This window comes from Rhizobium sp. RHZ01, from assembly GCF_014851595.1.
GTDB classification, from domain to species: domain Bacteria; phylum Pseudomonadota; class Alphaproteobacteria; order Rhizobiales; family Rhizobiaceae; genus Rhizobium; species Rhizobium altiplani.
The window spans coordinates 404,655-420,536 of sequence record NZ_JACUZZ010000001.1 but is presented as its reverse complement, the minus strand read 5'-3'; the positions used below and the strand labels follow the sequence as shown (position 1 = coordinate 420,536).

The following is a 15,882-nucleotide window of genomic DNA, read 5'->3' as shown; positions in this document are numbered from 1 at the left end:
GGTTACTTCTTGATCGATGCGTTCCAGAAGTACGGCCAAGGGGCGGGATCGACACCCTGAAGCTTCGTTGACATGGCCGAGACGGCGTTGAAATCGCCAATCTTCATGAACGGCACCTCGTCGTACATCGTCTTCTGGACGTTGGCCCAGAGTTCAACGCGCTTCATTGGGTCGATCTCGGTGGTGAACGCATCGACGGCACTCTTGCGCGCCGGCGTGTCCCACCATCCAGGCGAGCTCGGAGACAGGGAGCCGATCAGGGCCGGTTCCGGAAGGAACGGGCTGTGGCTGATATAGATGTCCCACAGCGCCTTGTCGGTGCGGCGCTGTGTCAGCGTCGCCCAGTCGACAACCTGGAGGTCCACCGTAAAGCCCGCCAGCTTCAGATATTCGGCCGCGACCTGGGCCATCTTGTAGTGGAACTCGTACTGGCGGCTGGTCAGGATGCGGATGGGCTCAGCGTTGTAGCCTGCCTCCTTGGCAGCCGTGGCTGCGCCTTCCGGATCCGCGACATTGTAGTTGCCTTTGACACCTGCGTCCGTGCTCCAGGCGAAGTTGCCAGGATAGATGTTGCCATCCGCCGCGTAGAAGTCCGTACCGCCGAAGGCGGCTCCCATCATGTCTTCCATACTGAGCGCCTGGCGGATTGCCTTGCGGATCGCAACGTTCTTTGTAACGCCGGCAGCGGTGTTAAAGACGAATACCGGGTAGCCAAACGGCTTCAGGAGCAGCGGCTGGGTTGCCGTTGAGGACTTTAGTTTGTCGTAGGATTCGACCGGCAGGGAGTCGATATAGTCGTATTGGCCAGAGACGGCGGCCTCGACGCGGGTGTTGGCATCCGGCACCGGTACGAAGCGGATTTCGTCGAGATACTGATGGCGGGCGCCGCCATAGCCATCACTGTCGCCGGAGCGCGGCTTGTAGTCATTGAAGCGAACGAGCTGGATATATTGGTCAGCCTTGCGCTCCTTCAGCATGTATGGGCCGGTGCCGATGAAATCCGTCATCGTGTCGGCCTGCTTTTCCGCGGGAATGATGATCGCAGCAGAGTTGTTGAAGGCAAGCAGCGAGACCAGTGGAGCGTAGGGCTGTTTCAGCTTGATCGTGACGGTCGATGCGTCGGTTGCAGTGATCGACTCGATAAAGCCAGCAGCCTGTTTCCCGCGTGAGGCAAGCTTGGCCCAACGGTTGAGCGAGGCAACTACGTCGTCGGATGCCATGTCGCTGCCGTCATGAAACTTGATGCCCGTGCGCAGCTTGATCGTGTAGGTCTTCCCGTCGGCGCTAACCTCAGGGAGGCTTTCGGCCAATAGCGGCGTTACGGCCCACTTCTTGTCGAACGTATAAAGCGTCTCGAAGATATGCTGCGTGACGATACCGACAAGGTCGGCTGTCGACGTCATCGGATCGAGTGTGGGCGGTTCGCCAATCGTGGCGACGTTGATCACGCCGCCTTTTTCCTGCGCCAGCAGAAAAGACGGTGTTGCGATCAACGCCGTGGCGACGAGGAATGCGAGCTTCATTCTCATATCTATCTCCCGTTTTGTTCCACAATTATGGTATATGCACTTTTATAAAAGAATACATGGAGTGATGGTGGTGTCAATGGCGGGACACGACACGAGTAGCGTCAATGCATTCGTGGAGGTGAGCGGAGCAAGTCGAAGGACGCCGCAGTTGGAACGCAGTTCGGCGGCACTCGCATGGCCGAGAAGGTCGTCACCTACTGTAAGGCCATGTGGAAACGGATGAAGCCGCACCTTCCGGAGCTATTCCGCACCGACACGCCGAATCCGTGGCACGGCGTGACGCTGAAGCGCAGGAAGAAGCAGACCAATGGCCACGTAAACCGAGAGACGGTCTATGCCTTTGCGAGTTCCCCCACCGTCGTCTCCCCAACTGAGAGCCCCGCTTGGTCTTGCACTTCCGCGGGGCTTTTTTTGGCCGGAGTTCAGCCGCTTGAAACGACTATTATTGTGCCGTTGGCTACAGAGCCGTGACGTCAAGAGTCGTTTGAAGGCCACCACAATCATCGGGTGGCGGTTCCAAGCGAAAAACCTGCGTCGGGCGGCTTTTTGTCGCCCGATGCGCTGCTTCAAAACGGAGACCGGAATAGCTGCCTTTACGCAGCGCGTGCCCCGCCACGTAGATGTCCCTTTGAAGCTCTAATGTAACGGAATCCATCCGGGAATCGTGCACGTGGCGATTGCGGGCCGCTTGCATTCCTCCGAAGAGGGTTAAGTCGATGAAGAGGTACTAGGTCTCGAGTACCTCTACCTCGCGCGAAGCCTACCTCTAAGGTCTATTTACGGAACTTTAATGTGAAATACGTATTGACTAGGTGCGTATTTTACTCACATAAGAGGTCCATGCACACGGTCACAGAACTCTGGTCTTTCCGCAAGGCTGCTCTGGCAGCCGGGATGTCCGAACAGGACATAGAAGCTCTGGTCGATCATCTGTCAGAGAACCCTGATGCGGGAGACGAGATGGAAGGCACCGGTGGGTGTAGAAAGCTACGCTGGGCCATTAGAGGAAATAACAAAGGTAAGAGCGGCGGTGTTCGAACCATCACGCTGTTTTCCGGGGAGAATCTTCCTGTGTTCCTGATCACCGCCTTTGGGAAAGGTCAGAAATCCAATCTCACCAAGGGCGAGCGGAACGATCTGAAGAAAATATCTGACCGTGTGGTCCAAGAATATTCAAGACGGGTTTTACCGATCGCAGTAGGAGAATGACAATGAGCAAGAAGGTATTCGATCAAATCGCAGAGGGCTTGAATGAGGCTTTGGCCGTTGCTCGCGACGAAGCCGAACCTTACAAGCTCCATGTGCCGGCCGAGATCGATGTCAAGGCCATACGTGTGCGCACGGGTCTGACGCAGAAAGATTTCGCGTCGACGTTCGGGTTTGGCTTAGACCAACTCAAGCAGTGGGAACAGGGCCGTTCGCGGCCTGTGCAGGCGATGAGGGCATATCTCCTTCTGATCAATTCTGAGCCGCACAAGATGGTTCAGGCTCTCAGGGAGATCAATATCGCATCGCACGACGTCCCTATGAGACGCGCTGCCTGCTGAGTAAGCTGGGCAATACACAACCAATTAGGAACGAGTCATACCCCGCCTCCTGGCGGGGTATTTGTTTTAAGGCCTATAGCGACTTTTCGCTCTTCCCGTTGGCTCGTCGATCTTGCCGGACAACACCTCTCCTCGGGTAGCGACCTTGTTGACGGTGTCGAGGACCGTATCCAGCTTACCGCCGAAGGACTCAACGACGCGATCAATCCGCTTGTTTGAGCGATGCTGGTCTTGTTCTCGCTGACCTTCTCAAGCATTTGAGACTGCTGGTACTGAAGCGGAGCAATCTGGCCAATCTGGGTATTCATCCCGTCCATGGTCACTTGGTAGATCTTCTGACGCTCCTTGCGATCGAGAGCTTCGCGGTCGAACCGGTCTGCAAGCTCGCGCTGAGTTTGCTTCAGATCGTCCACGGTGTTGTTAAGATTGGCCCATACCACGCCGATACCCACCATGCATGCCAATGGTGAGAACAACGGCAAAACCGAGGATGACAACCAAGGCCCGCCAGTCGAAGCCAGAGAAGGCAGCAAGACCGAACCCACCGCCACCGAATGCCGTGCTAGCCCAGCCGAGGATGTTGGATTTCTTCCTGACGGTCTTGTCCACTGCGACCGGTACAGTCTCCTTCTCCTCGACGACAGGAGCCTCGGAGAACGCCGCCATCTTCGTCGAGACACCCGAGAGGGCCAAAAGGGCTCTATGCAGTGTCGCGCCGAATGCTGCCTTACCACGGGCCCTACGCCATGACGGCCTGGGCAAGAATATCAGACCCTGGCGAACGGCTTGACTATATCCTCCTCGAACATCCGGAGGCCTCTAGAAGAGGCCTCCGTTCCTGTCGTTCGAGGTTCCTTGTATGCAGATGGGAGGGCAGGCTCCTGCAGCCGAAGCCCGGGCCCAGGCCTGTCCCGGCATGCCCTCCCAAGGTCGCCTTCCAAACTTTCACATCGGCGGCACGATGCCGTGGGTGCCGACAACGACGCGAAGGGCGGACATCGAGCCATCGGCAGCCCGTTCTGACGGAATGAACACTGTCGCACCGCTCTTGATGTCGCTCTCGGTCGCCGGAGCGAAGGTGACGACGGGCGTGCCGTCCGGGATGGAGATTTTCTTCTCACCGCCCTTGTACTTTACCGTCACGGTTCGGCCGTCGACCGATTTGACCGCATCGGCCACGGTCGCGTTGGTCATCGAACTGTTTGGCTTCAGGTCCCAGGCATAACTGCCCTCGCCGGTGCCTTTCATGGCGGCAGGGAAAATCAGCACTTCGAGTGCGCCATCACCACCGTCGGCGGTGGGCAGGGACGCGATGCCAACGAAATCGCCTGGCTTGATGTCGTCAATCGATGCCTTGGCGACGCTCGAAACCTTCCAGCCATCCTTGAGCATGATCTTGGCATCGGTGCCTTCGCGTGTCTTCACCGACAGCGTGCTGCCCTCGAGGCCTTCGACCGTGCCACGGACTCGGATCGGGTCCGCAGCGTTTGCCGAAAAGCCCACGGTGACGGCCATCAGCGCGCCTGCAAGCAACGTAAAGCCGGTTTTGAAAATAGGGGACATCTGCTTTTCCTTCTTGAAACCCTGACATCGAAACGGCCGGCGGATGCGGGTTGAAACCGTCGGCTTTCTCGAGGCGCTGCCAACAGGCCGGCCCCGCGAACATCAAATTCCGGCGTACCATTCGTAGCCGCGGTCTTCCCAGAACCCACCATTGCCGCCATAAAGACCAGACAGATCGGCGAGCGCCTCGATGCGCATCAGGTATTTTGCCTGCTTGTAGCCGAGCTGCCGCTCGACCCGGAGCCTGAGCGGCGCGCCATGCGGCACTTCGAGGTCCCGGCCATTCATCGCATAGGCGAGGATAGTTTGCGGATGGAAGGCATCGACGAGATCGATGCTCTCGTAATACCAGCCGCTGTTGTCGAGTGTTTTCTCGTATTCGTCGGCGCAATGGAAAACGATATAGCGCGCCTCTGGCTTCAGGCCGACCTGATGCAACAGGGCGCCGAGCGGAACGCCGGTCCACTGGCCGATGGCGCTCCATCCCTCGACGCAGTCGTGTCGGGTGATCTGGGTTCGCGACGGCATCGCTTTCAATGCGGCGAGCGAGAAAGCCGCCGGACGCTCGACCAGACCGCCGACCTGCAGCTGCCACGTCTGGAACTTCCGGCCGAGCAGCTCCTGATATTGCGCCCCGTCCGGCATGCTCGTGCCATTGGCTCGAAAGGTCGGCGAGATGTCCGCCATGGTGAATTCGCGCGCGAGTGCGTCATCTCCGATCAGCAGGCGCTGCGTGCGCATCGTCAGGCCCTCGGCGATCTTCAGGACCGACTGCACTTTCGGGTTTTCGACCAACATGTCGCAGCCGCTGAGACCAAGCGCCGATGCGCCAAGCGTCGAGCCAATCAGAAATCGGCGGCGGGTTATGAGGCTGCTCATGGCTTTGGCTCCGTCTGGATCGCGTAGCGACCGGTGATCATCGAACGCATGTTGTTAAAGACGCCGGACACCAGAACCATCGCAACGTGGACGACAACGAAGGCAACGAGTGAGCTGGCGGTAATGAAATGCAGCGTCCGGGCCGACTGACGACCGCCAAAAAGATCGATGAGCCATGGTGCGAAAGCATCGAACCCCGGTGACATGGTGAGGCCGGTGGCAATCATCAGCGGCAGAGCCACGAAGATTACCAGCAGATAGGTCAGCTTCTGCAAGGCATTGTAGCTGCGCGCTTTTTCGCCCCTGGGGAAACGCAGTCGGGCATGGTCGACAATCTCCTGCGCCAGATGCGCGGGGGCCAGTTCGTCAGTCGTCGGCAACAGGTCGCGGCGGAAATGGCGGGTAAGAAGACCGTAGCCCAGGTAGATCAGGCCGTTGACGACACACAGCCATGCAAAGAAAAAGTGCCACCGGCGCCCGGTTGCGAGATCCTGGTAGCTCGGGAGCGTGATCCAGGCGGGGAACCCGCGCGCAGTGGGTTCGCCATCAACATTCGATACCCCGAGCGTTCCGGTCGTGTCGAATGACAGCCCGCCGACGCGAGTGACACCCCGGACGGAATCCCCCTCTTCCACCGCCTCCAGGGAGAGGAAGGATGGATCGCTGTCAGCACCATATTGGCCCCAGTAAAGGGCCGGATGGGCATTGAAGATCTGCAGCCCGCTGAACAGCAGGATCGTCATGCACAACACGTTAAGCCAGTGCGACAGGCGCACGGTCAGGCTGTGGCGACGGATCAGCCTTCGTCCGCTCGTCATGCCAAGATCAGCAGTTTCCATTGATCGCGTCCTCACAGCAGTCGTCATCTTGCTATACGGCGCCACCCCTGCCGGAGTTTCACCGGCAAAGGCGCCACCTGATCACTTCATCGCATCGCAGCTTTTCATCATTTCGGTCTTCTTCATGCTGTCCTTCTCCATGCCGGCCTTGTGCATGCAGTCGGCCTTGCTCATGCCCATCTTCATGCTGTCTGTTTTCATGGAGCCGGTCTTCATGCTGTCCATTTTCATCGTGTCGGACTTCTTCATCGTGTCCGTGCCCGTCTGTGCGCTGGTCCCGCCAGCGGCAAGGAAAAGACCGAGAAAGACCGTGCCTGCAGTGACGGCGAAAGGACGAATGCTCATGCTGGTTCTCCCAGGTTGCGTGGTCGCCGCAGGATGCGACGACGGTCACATCGGCTCCTTCGGCTGTAGCGCTGACCGGTTACAGGCATCACGGTCATGTGATCGTGAAAATTCTGTCGCTTCAGTTTTCTCGCTTTTCCTTTCGCCCGCGTGTAACGGTTTCCTCATCTGGCCGTATGAGTGCTCATAGACATGAAGCAATTGACCGAGCCCGAGCTGAAAGCCCTGATGCTCTTGTCCCTCGATGGCGACGAGGCGGCATATCGCTGTCTGCTCGAGATGCTGCGGCATCTGCTTGCAAGCTACTACACGCGACGGCTCTACCGCTCAGCCTCGGCCGACGTTGAGGACCTTGTCCAGGAAACACTGCTCGCCCTGCATCAACGCAGGATCACCTACGATCGGGGCAGGCCGTTCACGGCATGGTTCTTCACCATCGCGCGCCACAAGCTGGTGGATCACCACCGCAGGACGGGTGGACGTTCCTATCTCGGACTGGAGATGGTCGAAGACATGGTGGACGCCTATAGCGAGGATGCGATCGCGGCGGGCATGGATATCGACCGGCTACTGAAAAGCCTGCCGGCATGGCAGGGTGAGATGATCCGGGATGTCAGGCTCAAAGGACATTCCGTCGCCGAAACTGCGGCAAGCAGCGGGCGCAGCGAAGCCATGGTCAAGATCAGTGTGTTCCGCGGTATACAGGCAATGGCGGCGAAATTGAAAGGCGAAGGTAAGTGACGACCGATGACCTCATCAACGCTCTGGCAAGAGACCTGCGGCCGGTTTCGCCGGGTGCGCTCGGGCGGCTGCTGGCATTGGCTCTGGCGCCTGGTCTTGTGCTGTCGGCGGCCCTGATATTCTTTGCGCATGGCTTGAGGCCCGACCTGTCGACAGCGCTTCATCTGCCGGCCTTCTGGGTCAAGTCCTTCTATCCGCTGTTGCTGGCGCTAACCGGCATCGGCGCGCTGATGATCGTCGCTCGACCGGGTGGCGTTCCACGCAGCTGCGGTATTGCCGCTCTTATCATCTACCTGATCTTGGTCGCACTTGGCCTGTGGCAGTTGCATGCATCTCCGGCAAGCGACTATCCGGCATTGATATTCGGCATTTCCTCCTGGTTTTGCCCGATAATCATCCTTGGTGCGGCCCTTCCGGTCTTCGCCGCCAATATCTGGTTCCTGCGCCGCGCGGCCCCGACCCATCTTCGTCTGGCGGGATTTGTCGCCGGCATCACGGCTGGGGCTGTCGGTGCCTGGACCTATTCCTGGGGCTGCATCGAAAACGGACTGCCTTTCGTAGCGCTCTGGTACACGCTCGGTATCGTCCTGTGCGGCATCCTCGGCGCGTCGACATCGCGGTCGCTACTGCGCTGGTAAGCCAAGCCGGACTGGAGGTTCAGGAAACTTCTAAGTGCGATGGAATCGGCGAGAAGCAATCGCGCGGGGGCTTAACAGGAATTCGAAGGCTCCAGATTGGCCCCGGGCAAGCGCTGCACCGCTATTCCTGCATCTGTGTGTGCGACGAAGGAAACCTGCCGCAACTCGATCCCGGCCTTTGAGCGAGACATGGCCAAAAAGCAAAAAGCCTGCCGCGGGAGGAGGTGCGGCAGGCTTTTCGAAAAGAACCGAACAGCAACTGGGAGGAGGAGTGTCGCTGTTCCTTCAGACGCCCTGGGAGGAGATTGGCCGTCTGAAACTCGAAGCATTGCGGGAGGAGGTGCATTGCTTCGACAGCTCCAACACTACATCGTTCGGCGGCAGTTTCCATGCCTTATGTTGCACTGCAGCTATGCAAATGATGCAACTTGGTAAGACTGGCGATGACTATAGGGCCTGAACCGACCTCAGCTATCGCGATCGACGCAAAAACGCCCGCGTTACCAGCGGGCGTCGGGCAGTCTTGGAGACGGAAGGTGTGCGCGGTCAGCGGGCGACCGCTGCGCGGGCAACGCTGCGGATGTCGGCGCGGTCGATGCCAAGGTCCTGCAATTCGCGGCTGGACATACGGCCGAGTTCGTTGACAGTCTGACGGAACTTGCGCCAGTTGTTGAAAGAGCGTGCTACGTTCATGATAATCCCCTTTCCTGAGGGCTAATGACGTCAGCAACCTTGCTTGGCTCCGGCGTCGTTTCGATGGTTGAGATATAGGTGGTTCAATCGGTTTAAAACAGTGACAATACCTCACCTCACCTATGCGTGTGGTGCATAGGATGATCTTTCGCTTTCAGAATATGCTTGTTTTTTAACCCCACGGGCGAGCCCGTTTCGCTGGAAGACGCCAGGGACGATGGTCGCTTTTTCAGGCCGCCGAGCCAGCTGGCAAATATACCTGCTGCCCATTAAAGAGGCTGCGCGCCCTGATCGACTGTCCTCGGCTCCCCATGCCAATCTCGGTTCGCAAAATCGGTGGAAGTGATCCTGTGGGAGTGCTCGAAGGGCGCTCCTTGGACCACGCCGGAGGCTCCCGCTGTCCGCTGACGAGGTCAGCGATCTTCGTGGAAATGAAGCCTGGTTGAATTGCCCTGGCGGTGACCGGCTACGGCGCGGTTTTCTCCTCCAGGACATACCGGAAGTCACAATGTGTCGCGCCTTGCATGATGGTCTGCGTTCGAGACATTTTGATGCGAGTATCGTAGCCTTTGCAGAAGACGGCATCCCGGTTACAGGACAGGAGATGGCCTATGTGGCCGAGCCCCATCTCGCGGTAGGTTTCGGCATAACGACAGCGCAGGACGTTGTAGTCAAACACCTTGTCATCCGCCCGCACGACCTCGATTTCAAGGGCGTCATCTTGCGTCCAAAGGCTTTGCAGCGCCTGAAACGTCAACAGACTGGTGCCTTCCTCCGTCGCGTCTGCGAATTCACGGGCGGCCCGCATCGCCGCCTTGCTTACAGCGGCATCGATGATCGCCTGTGCCTCCGCTTCGCCCAGCCGCTGCCTCAACTCATCATAGATCGGCGCGATAATGGCCGCTTCGATCTTGCGCCGCTGGAGGATGCCCATTGGTTTTGGCGCTTCTGCAGTCGCTGGGTCCGGGCAACTTGTCTCTTCATTTGGCAAATCCGACATGCCGGGTTCCCTTTGCTTCGTCTGTCTAGGGTGGTGGGCGCAACCTTGCCACACGCTGCCAATCACGTTCAAGGCTCGATGTAGCAGTCAGGGCAGCGTCGAGCGCTGTACGTGGCAATGAAAGAGCGCGGTTTCGCCATCGGTTCTGTAAAGCGCTGCGCTCGATTTCCGCGGCAACGACAAAAATAAGACGGAGCGATTGCCGATGCCGTCCGCGGTGCCGTCATGACCAAGGCCTACCTCGCCGTCAAGCTCTTGCAAGCGCTTGCAAATCTTGACGCGACGGTGCTCTCCTGGTTTGGCTGCCCTTCCCCCGATGATACTGAAATTATTCGAGTCATGGTATCAAGAGCCGTTTTCGGGCGTCAGCATCAGATGAGGTGGAAAAGGAGCAGGCTCATCGCAGCTACAGGCCGCAAATGGCGTATGGCGGACCTGCGGCAGACTACGTCCGCGTTTTGAGGTCCGAGCACGAAATTCCGGAGCACCGTCGTCGCGTTGGTAGGTTCGATTGATTCGAAAAATAAGAATCCTCTAATATGAGGTGGCCTGCCCCAGGAACCCATGTTAGGTTTTTGCCAGAAACAACGGAGCAGGACATGGGCATCTTCGATAATGTGATTTCCGGGCTGACTGCGCTTGAGGCAAGCATCGCAGCGATCAATGCAAAACCGCTTCTGGTCGATGCGCAACCGATTCCATCGCGGATAAGCCTGCGAAGCCGGGTGCGGTCGAACCCCGGCAAGGGCGGGAAACGCAAGCGAGCTTCGTCAAAGAAGCCCGCCGAGGCCCGTCGCTCCGATTAGATCTGGCCAGCCTAGGTGTTTGCCTGACGGCAGTTCGAGCGCATGTCCAAAGTGTACCCATGACGTGTACGCATGTCGTTTGCCCTCGCTATTTTGATCTATAACGAGGCGCGCAAAGCGAGTACATTTCGGATACATGGGCATCCTCGACCTTGGTGATCGTTCGTATCGGCAGTCTATCCGCGTTTGGCTTCGTCGCCTCGAAACGAGCGATGACGCCAAGGCGATGGCGGTGCAGGCTGCTTTCATGGCGGTTGACATAGCCATCCTCGCGTTTTTCGTCCTCGGGCCCTATCTGCGAACGGGACCGTCCTACCTGATCATCGATTACGCGATTGCGGCGTGGATCATTCTCGAGATGGTGGCGCGCGCAGTCGCAGCCCCCTCAGTCGGCGCATGGCTCGTTCGACCGATGACATGGGTCGACCTGATCATTCTGGCGACCCTGCTCTTCCCGTCCCTTCTCTTCAATTTCGCCTTCCTCCGGGTCATGCGCCTCTGGGCGCTCGGCCGTAGCCCCCTTCTTCTGGCAGGATTGCGTCGGATTGGTTGCAGCGAATTCGTTGAGGTTCTGCGCGCGATCCTGAACTTCCTGGTCTTCCTCTTCCTGATCACGGGATTCGTCTACACGTCGTTCTTCTACGACAGAAACGGTGAGGAAGGCTTCGTCGACGCCCTCTATTTCACGGTCGCAACTGTCACAACGACCGGCTTCGGCGACATCACGCTGCCCGGAACCCTCGGAAAGCTCACGTCGGTGGTCACCATGATCGTCGGCATCTCGCTTTTTGTACGGCTGGCGCAGGCGGTCGTGCGTCCGCACAAAGTCACGTTCCCGTGCCCCAGATGCGGCCTGCAGCGGCACGATACCGATGCCGTGCATTGCAAGGCCTGTGGGGAGGTGCTGAATATCCCCGACGAAGGAAACTGAAGGGCCTTGCCGACGGCAGGGTTTCGAGGCGGATTTCGAACCCGGGGCGACATGCGGGCGATGTCTGTCCGAGAAAGGACGCGACGTGGTCAGTCCGAGGCGATCTCGATCGAGGAGAGAAGCGTTGAGCGGGCGGTCTTCAGATGCTCGGCACAGGCATGCCGCGCCTGTTTGAGGTCGCCACTCTGAAGGGCAGCGATATAGGCCAGATGTTCCTCGACCGCGACGTGATTGCGCTGTCGCTCGTCTTTCTTGCTCCATTGATAGTGATAGTGGAAAATGACCGACATCACGCCCTGGATATTGATGAAGAACCGGTTGGGGGCGATGCCGTGGACCAGCTTATGGAACCGGTGGTCGAGATCGGAGAAATCGCGGTAGCGCCAGCTGATTTCGGCCAGCATCTCCCGATGCTCCTGTTCGAGGAACGCAAGCGTGCGCCATGCGGCATGGTCGGGCGGTAGCGCCATGAAGCGCTCCACTGCCCGGATTTCCATGAATTCGCGCATGTCGAAAAGCTCGGCCACGAAGTCCACCGTCAAACCGAGGGCCTTCCAGCGTCCGCTGCTCTGCCGCTCCAGCAGGCCGAAATGGCTGAACGTGTTGAGGCATTCGCGGATGGCAGACGTGGAGACCCCAAACTGGCGGGCGAGATCGAGCGCATTGATGCTCTGGCCAGGACTGCAATCTGGCCCCACCATCCAGGTCATGAACTTGCGTTCCACGATCTCCGCGAGCGGCCCGAGATCAGTCCCTGCCTGATAGTCCTTGGCGCACGGCAGGCGCAGGAGCACTTTGGAGCGCCCGTCGAGCGCGACGATACCGCTGCTCGAAAGCTCCGCCAGCACGGCGCGCAGCGTCGTCCGGCTGACGCCGAGTTCGGCCGCCAGGACCGGCTCAGACGCAAGCTTTGATCCCGGCGACTTGCGTGCGAGTACGTCAAGACATTGATTGAGCGTCCGTTTGTAAAGCGTGTTCGTCTTCATGCCGCCCCCCGACGCTTTGTCTTTTACAATGATTTTTTTATAAAAAAAACAGATTGCCCGTCCAAATAATGTCTTTTATACAAAAAAAACAGACCAGCTGTGTGGAAGGAGGAGTTCATGCACGCGGACAATGGATGCGAAGCGCATCCTCACACCCTTTTCTGTTGCTGTCTTCTTCTGGGCACCGGCCGCCTCCCGGTGTTCGGCCTATGACGGGGCTCATCCTTCAATTCGGCACGAGCCGCTTCCTTCAGGCGCATGTGGATCTTTTCCTGCACGAGGCACGGGACGCGGGTCAGGAGGTGCCATCGGTCGTCATCGTGCAGACCTCGGGCTCTGCCGAGCGGGCCGGTCGGCTTGCGGCCTTTTCCGATCCGGCGGGCTTTCCTGTCGTTCTTCGCGGCCTTGAAAACGGCATGGCCACCGAGCGTCGCGTGGCGGTGAAAAGCGTATCGCGCGGCCTTTCGACCGCCGGCGACTGGGCCGAGATCGTCGATCTCTTCGCTCACGAAGCCGATTTTGTGGTCTCCAACACCGGTGACTCAGGCTATGCGGTCACTCCCGGCGAGGCGTCCACCGGCCTTTCTGCTGACACGCCGCTTGTCTCGTTTCCCGGCAAGCTCCTTCAGCTTCTCCATGCCCGCTGGCAGCGCGGCGGGCGTCCGCTGACGGTGCTGCCCTGCGAACTCGTCAACCGCAACGGACCGGCGCTAAGGGCCATTGTCCGCGACCTTGCGGCGACGGCCAGCGCCCCTGCGGATTTCCTGAGGTTCCTCGACCAGGAGGTGGTTTTCGCCAACACCCTCGTCGATCGCATCGTCTCCGAGCCGCTGCAGCCGGCGGGCGCGGTGGCGGAGCCTTATGCGCTCTGGGCGATCGAGCGGACGCCGGGCCTGCGCCTGCCCTGCACGCATCCGTCCATCGTGCTGACGGACGACCTCGAACCCTACGAGCGGCTCAAGCTGCATATTCTCAATCTCGGCCACAGCGTCCTTGCCGATATCTGGCAGCGCGACGGCCGGCCGGAGCATGAGACCGTTCGTGCCATCCTGGCAGTGCCTGCCGTCAACACCCGCCTCGACGCGATCTATCGCGACGAGGTCTTGCCCGGATTCTCCGCACGCGGGATGGAGGATGCGGCGCGCGCCTATGTCGCCACCACCATGGACCGCTTCCGCAATCCCTATCTCGACCACCGCATCGCCGACATCGCTGGGAATCACGCGCTGAAGGTCGAACGGCGTATCGCGGCCTTCCTCGACTGGGCCGGTACGCCAGCGCCGGTTCTTTCCTCGATCGTTTCCCGGCAGAAGGCGACGGCATGAGCTATACATTCGACTTTTCCGCCCTCCTGCCGTACTGGCCGGTGTTCCTGCAGGGGGTCTGGCTTACGCTGAAGCTTTCTGCGCTCGCAACAGTCCTGGGCTTCGTTGTCGGCACGCTCTGCGCCATCGCGCGGGCGGACGGTCCTTCCTGGCTGAAATTTCTGGTAGCGGTCTACGTCGAGACGATACGCAACACACCGCTGCTGGTGCAGATCTTCCTGGTCTATTTTGGCTTCGCCTCGATGGGCTTGAAGGTATCGGCGAACACGGCAGCCGTCGCAGCCCTTGTGGTCAATGTTGGTGCCTATACCTGCGAGATCGTGCGGGCGGGCCTCGAATCCATTCACAAGTCCCAGTTGGAAGCCGCCGAATGTCTTGGGCTGACGCGCACCCAGACCTATTGGCACGTCATCGTGCGTCCTGCGATCGAGCGTGTCTATCCGGCACTGACCAGCCAGTACGTACTGCTGATGCTCGCCTCGTCGATCACATCGCAAATTTCCGCCGAGGAACTGACGGCTGTGGCAAACCGCATCCAGTCTGACACGTTCCGCTCCTTCGAGACCTATATCGTCACGGGGGCTCTATACATCGCCTTGTCCTTCGTGGTGCGGGTAGCCTTCATCCTGTTCGGCCTCGTTATTTTCCCCCGTCGGCGCAAGCTGGGCACGGCCATCTGAGGAAGGAACAGGACATGTCGCTCACGCCCGTCCACATCGAATTCATCGCCGTCGGGGCGCTCTGGACCATCGGTCTTTCAGCAATCGGCTTCATCGGGGGTTCCGTCCTGGGCTTTTCCATGGCGCTCGCCCGGATTTCGCCAAGCCCGCTGCTGCGGCGACTTGCCAGCGGCTATATCCAGATCGTGCAGGGCACACCGCTGCTCGTCACGCTCTTCCTCTTCTATTTCGGCCTTGCCGTCATCGGCCTCGATAGCCTGCCGGCCATTGTCGCCGCCGGCCTTGGCCTTGTCATCTACTCTTCTGCCTTCCTTGCGGAAATCTGGCGCGGCTGCCTGGAATCTGTGCCGAAGACCCAGTGGGAGGCGGCAGAATGCCTGGCGCTCAGCCGCTGGCAACGCATGACCCGGGTGATCCTTCCCCAGGCCATGCGCATCGCCACGGCGCCGACCGTCGGCTTCCTCGTGCAGATCGTCAAGAACACCTCGCTGGCCTCGGTTGTCGGCTTCGTCGAGCTCGCCCAGGCCGGCAAGCTTGTCAACAACACGATCTTTGAGCCTTTCACGGTGTTCATCGTCGTCGCCGCCTTCTACTTCGCCATCTGCTATCCGCTCTCGGCCTGGAGCCGCAGCCTTGAAAGGAAACTCAATGTCGGCCGTCGTTAGCCTCAGCAACGTGCACAAAAGCTTCGGGGCCGTGAAGGTCCTGAAGGGGGTCAGTTTCGATATCGGCGCCAGCGAAGTGATCGCGGTGATCGGTGCTTCGGGCTCAGGCAAATCGACTGCGCTACGCTGTATCAACGCACTCGAGACCATCGACAGCGGCGAGATCCTCGTTTGCGGCCACAAGGTCCACGACGCTGCACTCGACCGGCGGGCGCTGCGTCGCGACGTCGGCATCGTTTTTCAGAGCTATAACCTCTTCCCGCATCTGACGGTGGCACAAAACATCATGCTCGCGCCTTCCTGCGTGAAGAACATGGGCAAGGCTGAAGCGCGCGCGCTTGCCGAGCAGGTGCTGGCGAAGGTCGGCCTCCTGGAGAAGGCCGACAATTACCCCGAGCAACTTTCCGGCGGCCAGCAGCAGCGCGTCGCCATCGCCCGTTCGCTCGCCATGCAACCGAAGCTGATGCTCTTCGATGAGGTGACCTCGGCACTCGACCCGCAGCTCACCGGCGAGGTGCTTCGCGTCATGGAGGATCTCGCCCGCGCGGGCATGAGCATGATCCTCGTCACCCACGAAATGGCCTTCGCCCGCAAGGTGGCGAGCAAGGTGATCTTCATGCACCAGGGCAAGGTCTGGGAAACAGGCCCCGGCGCGATGCTGGATAATCCGCAGACCAAGGAACTAAACGAGTTCCTGAGCAACGGCCTCTAATTC

Annotated in this window: 21 protein-coding genes; 11 read left to right on the top strand and 10 right to left on the bottom strand. The window is 59.4% G+C overall.

What is annotated here, in order from left to right; genetic code table 11:
- Positions 1 to 2: 2 nt before the first annotated feature.
- Positions 3 to 1,529 (bottom strand): ABC transporter substrate-binding protein, encoded by a 1,527-nt coding sequence (locus tag IB248_RS01900; RefSeq protein WP_192240148.1) that lies wholly within the window; start codon positions 1,527 to 1,529, stop codon positions 3 to 5.
- A 174-nt stretch (positions 1,530 to 1,703) separates the two neighbouring features.
- Between IB248_RS01900 and IB248_RS01895 the strand changes: the two genes are divergently transcribed.
- The 3 genes from IB248_RS01895 to IB248_RS01885 all read left to right on the top strand — a co-directional run bounded on the left by IB248_RS01895 (position 1,704) and on the right by IB248_RS01885 (position 3,076).
- Complete coding sequence (locus IB248_RS01895; protein WP_192240147.1) at positions 1,704 to 2,000, top strand: hypothetical protein; 297 nt, start codon at positions 1,704 to 1,706, stop codon at positions 1,998 to 2,000.
- 369 nt (positions 2,001 to 2,369) lie between these two features.
- Entirely contained in the window at positions 2,370 to 2,738 is a 369-nt protein-coding gene (locus IB248_RS01890; protein WP_192240146.1) for a type II toxin-antitoxin system RelE/ParE family toxin, read from the top strand.
- 2 nt (positions 2,739 to 2,740) lie between these two features.
- A complete protein-coding gene (locus IB248_RS01885; RefSeq protein WP_018855581.1) occupies positions 2,741 to 3,076 on the top strand; it encodes a transcriptional regulator in 336 nt (111 codons plus the stop codon).
- Positions 3,077 to 3,111: 35 nt separating this feature from the next.
- Here IB248_RS01885 and IB248_RS01880 read toward each other — a convergent pair whose 3' ends face one another.
- The 6 genes from IB248_RS01880 to IB248_RS01855 form a co-directional block, all read right to left on the bottom strand.
- Positions 3,112 to 3,528: a hypothetical protein gene (locus IB248_RS01880; protein WP_210332919.1), complete on the bottom strand. Its 417-nt coding sequence runs from the start codon at positions 3,526 to 3,528 to the stop codon at positions 3,112 to 3,114.
- Entirely contained in the window at positions 3,497 to 3,769 is a 273-nt protein-coding gene (locus tag IB248_RS01875) for a hypothetical protein (RefSeq protein WP_018855579.1), read from the bottom strand. The genes IB248_RS01880 and IB248_RS01875 overlap by 32 nt, the downstream gene beginning before the upstream one ends.
- Before the next feature lie 252 nt (positions 3,770 to 4,021).
- Entirely contained in the window at positions 4,022 to 4,591 is a 570-nt protein-coding gene (locus IB248_RS01870; protein WP_245267911.1) for a hypothetical protein, read from the bottom strand.
- A gap of 150 nt (positions 4,592 to 4,741) precedes the next feature.
- Positions 4,742 to 5,518: a molybdopterin-binding protein gene (locus IB248_RS01865; RefSeq protein WP_192240145.1), complete on the bottom strand. Its 777-nt coding sequence runs from the start codon at positions 5,516 to 5,518 to the stop codon at positions 4,742 to 4,744.
- The gene (locus tag IB248_RS01860) at positions 5,515 to 6,357 is read right to left on the bottom strand and encodes a cytochrome b/b6 domain-containing protein (RefSeq protein ID WP_192240144.1); all 843 of its coding nucleotides are present in this window, start codon (positions 6,355 to 6,357) and stop codon (positions 5,515 to 5,517) included. The genes IB248_RS01865 and IB248_RS01860 overlap by 4 nt, the downstream gene beginning before the upstream one ends.
- 81 nt (positions 6,358 to 6,438) lie before the next feature.
- On the bottom strand, positions 6,439 to 6,702 hold the full coding sequence (locus IB248_RS01855; RefSeq protein ID WP_025658451.1) for a hypothetical protein: 264 nt from the start codon (positions 6,700 to 6,702) through the stop codon (positions 6,439 to 6,441).
- Between the two features lie 192 nt (positions 6,703 to 6,894).
- Here IB248_RS01855 and IB248_RS01850 point away from each other — a divergent pair, with 192 nt between their 5' ends.
- Positions 6,895 to 7,443: a sigma-70 family RNA polymerase sigma factor gene (locus IB248_RS01850; RefSeq protein WP_018855574.1), complete on the top strand. Its 549-nt coding sequence runs from the start codon at positions 6,895 to 6,897 to the stop codon at positions 7,441 to 7,443.
- Complete coding sequence (locus IB248_RS01845) at positions 7,440 to 8,081, top strand: DUF1109 domain-containing protein (protein ID WP_192240143.1); 642 nt, start codon at positions 7,440 to 7,442, stop codon at positions 8,079 to 8,081. The genes IB248_RS01850 and IB248_RS01845 overlap by 4 nt, the downstream gene beginning before the upstream one ends.
- Before the next feature lie 546 nt (positions 8,082 to 8,627).
- On the opposite strand, the gene IB248_RS01840 is transcribed toward IB248_RS01845, so the two are convergent.
- Together IB248_RS01840 and IB248_RS01835 are read right to left on the bottom strand one after the other, a co-directional pair.
- Entirely contained in the window at positions 8,628 to 8,774 is a 147-nt protein-coding gene (locus IB248_RS01840) for a DUF1127 domain-containing protein (RefSeq protein WP_018855572.1), read from the bottom strand.
- 466 nt (positions 8,775 to 9,240) lie between these two features.
- A complete protein-coding gene (locus IB248_RS01835; RefSeq protein ID WP_018855571.1) occupies positions 9,241 to 9,708 on the bottom strand; it encodes an L-2-amino-thiazoline-4-carboxylic acid hydrolase in 468 nt (155 codons plus the stop codon).
- A 665-nt stretch (positions 9,709 to 10,373) separates the two neighbouring features.
- Here IB248_RS01835 and IB248_RS01830 point away from each other — a divergent pair.
- Both IB248_RS01830 and IB248_RS01825 read left to right on the top strand, forming a co-directional pair.
- The gene (locus IB248_RS01830; RefSeq protein WP_192240142.1) at positions 10,374 to 10,580 is read left to right on the top strand and encodes a hypothetical protein; all 207 of its coding nucleotides are present in this window, start codon (positions 10,374 to 10,376) and stop codon (positions 10,578 to 10,580) included.
- Positions 10,581 to 10,716: 136 nt separating this feature from the next.
- A complete protein-coding gene (locus IB248_RS01825; RefSeq protein WP_192240141.1) occupies positions 10,717 to 11,511 on the top strand; it encodes an ion channel in 795 nt (264 codons plus the stop codon).
- A gap of 89 nt (positions 11,512 to 11,600) precedes the next feature.
- Here IB248_RS01825 and IB248_RS01820 read toward each other — a convergent pair whose 3' ends face one another.
- Positions 11,601 to 12,497, bottom strand: a complete 897-nt coding sequence (locus IB248_RS01820) for a GntR family transcriptional regulator (RefSeq protein ID WP_169679888.1) — start codon at positions 12,495 to 12,497, stop codon at positions 11,601 to 11,603.
- 209 nt (positions 12,498 to 12,706) lie between these two features.
- On the opposite strand from IB248_RS01820, the gene IB248_RS01815 reads away from it, so the two are divergent.
- Genes IB248_RS01815 through IB248_RS01800 form a run of 4 tightly spaced genes read left to right on the top strand, consistent with a single transcriptional unit; the run spans position 12,707 to position 15,879 of the window.
- Positions 12,707 to 13,822 (top strand): mannitol dehydrogenase family protein, encoded by a 1,116-nt coding sequence (locus tag IB248_RS01815; RefSeq protein WP_192240140.1) that lies wholly within the window; start codon positions 12,707 to 12,709, stop codon positions 13,820 to 13,822.
- A complete protein-coding gene (locus IB248_RS01810) occupies positions 13,819 to 14,502 on the top strand; it encodes an amino acid ABC transporter permease (protein WP_025658443.1) in 684 nt (227 codons plus the stop codon). The genes IB248_RS01815 and IB248_RS01810 overlap by 4 nt, the downstream gene beginning before the upstream one ends.
- A gap of 14 nt (positions 14,503 to 14,516) precedes the next feature.
- Positions 14,517 to 15,167 carry an amino acid ABC transporter permease gene (locus IB248_RS01805; RefSeq protein WP_169679892.1) on the top strand — a complete coding sequence of 217 codons (651 nt, stop codon included), beginning with the start codon at positions 14,517 to 14,519 and terminating at the stop codon, positions 15,165 to 15,167.
- Positions 15,151 to 15,879, top strand: a complete 729-nt coding sequence (locus IB248_RS01800) for an amino acid ABC transporter ATP-binding protein (protein WP_192240139.1) — start codon at positions 15,151 to 15,153, stop codon at positions 15,877 to 15,879. The genes IB248_RS01805 and IB248_RS01800 overlap by 17 nt, the downstream gene beginning before the upstream one ends.
- Positions 15,880 to 15,882 lie beyond the last annotated feature (3 nt).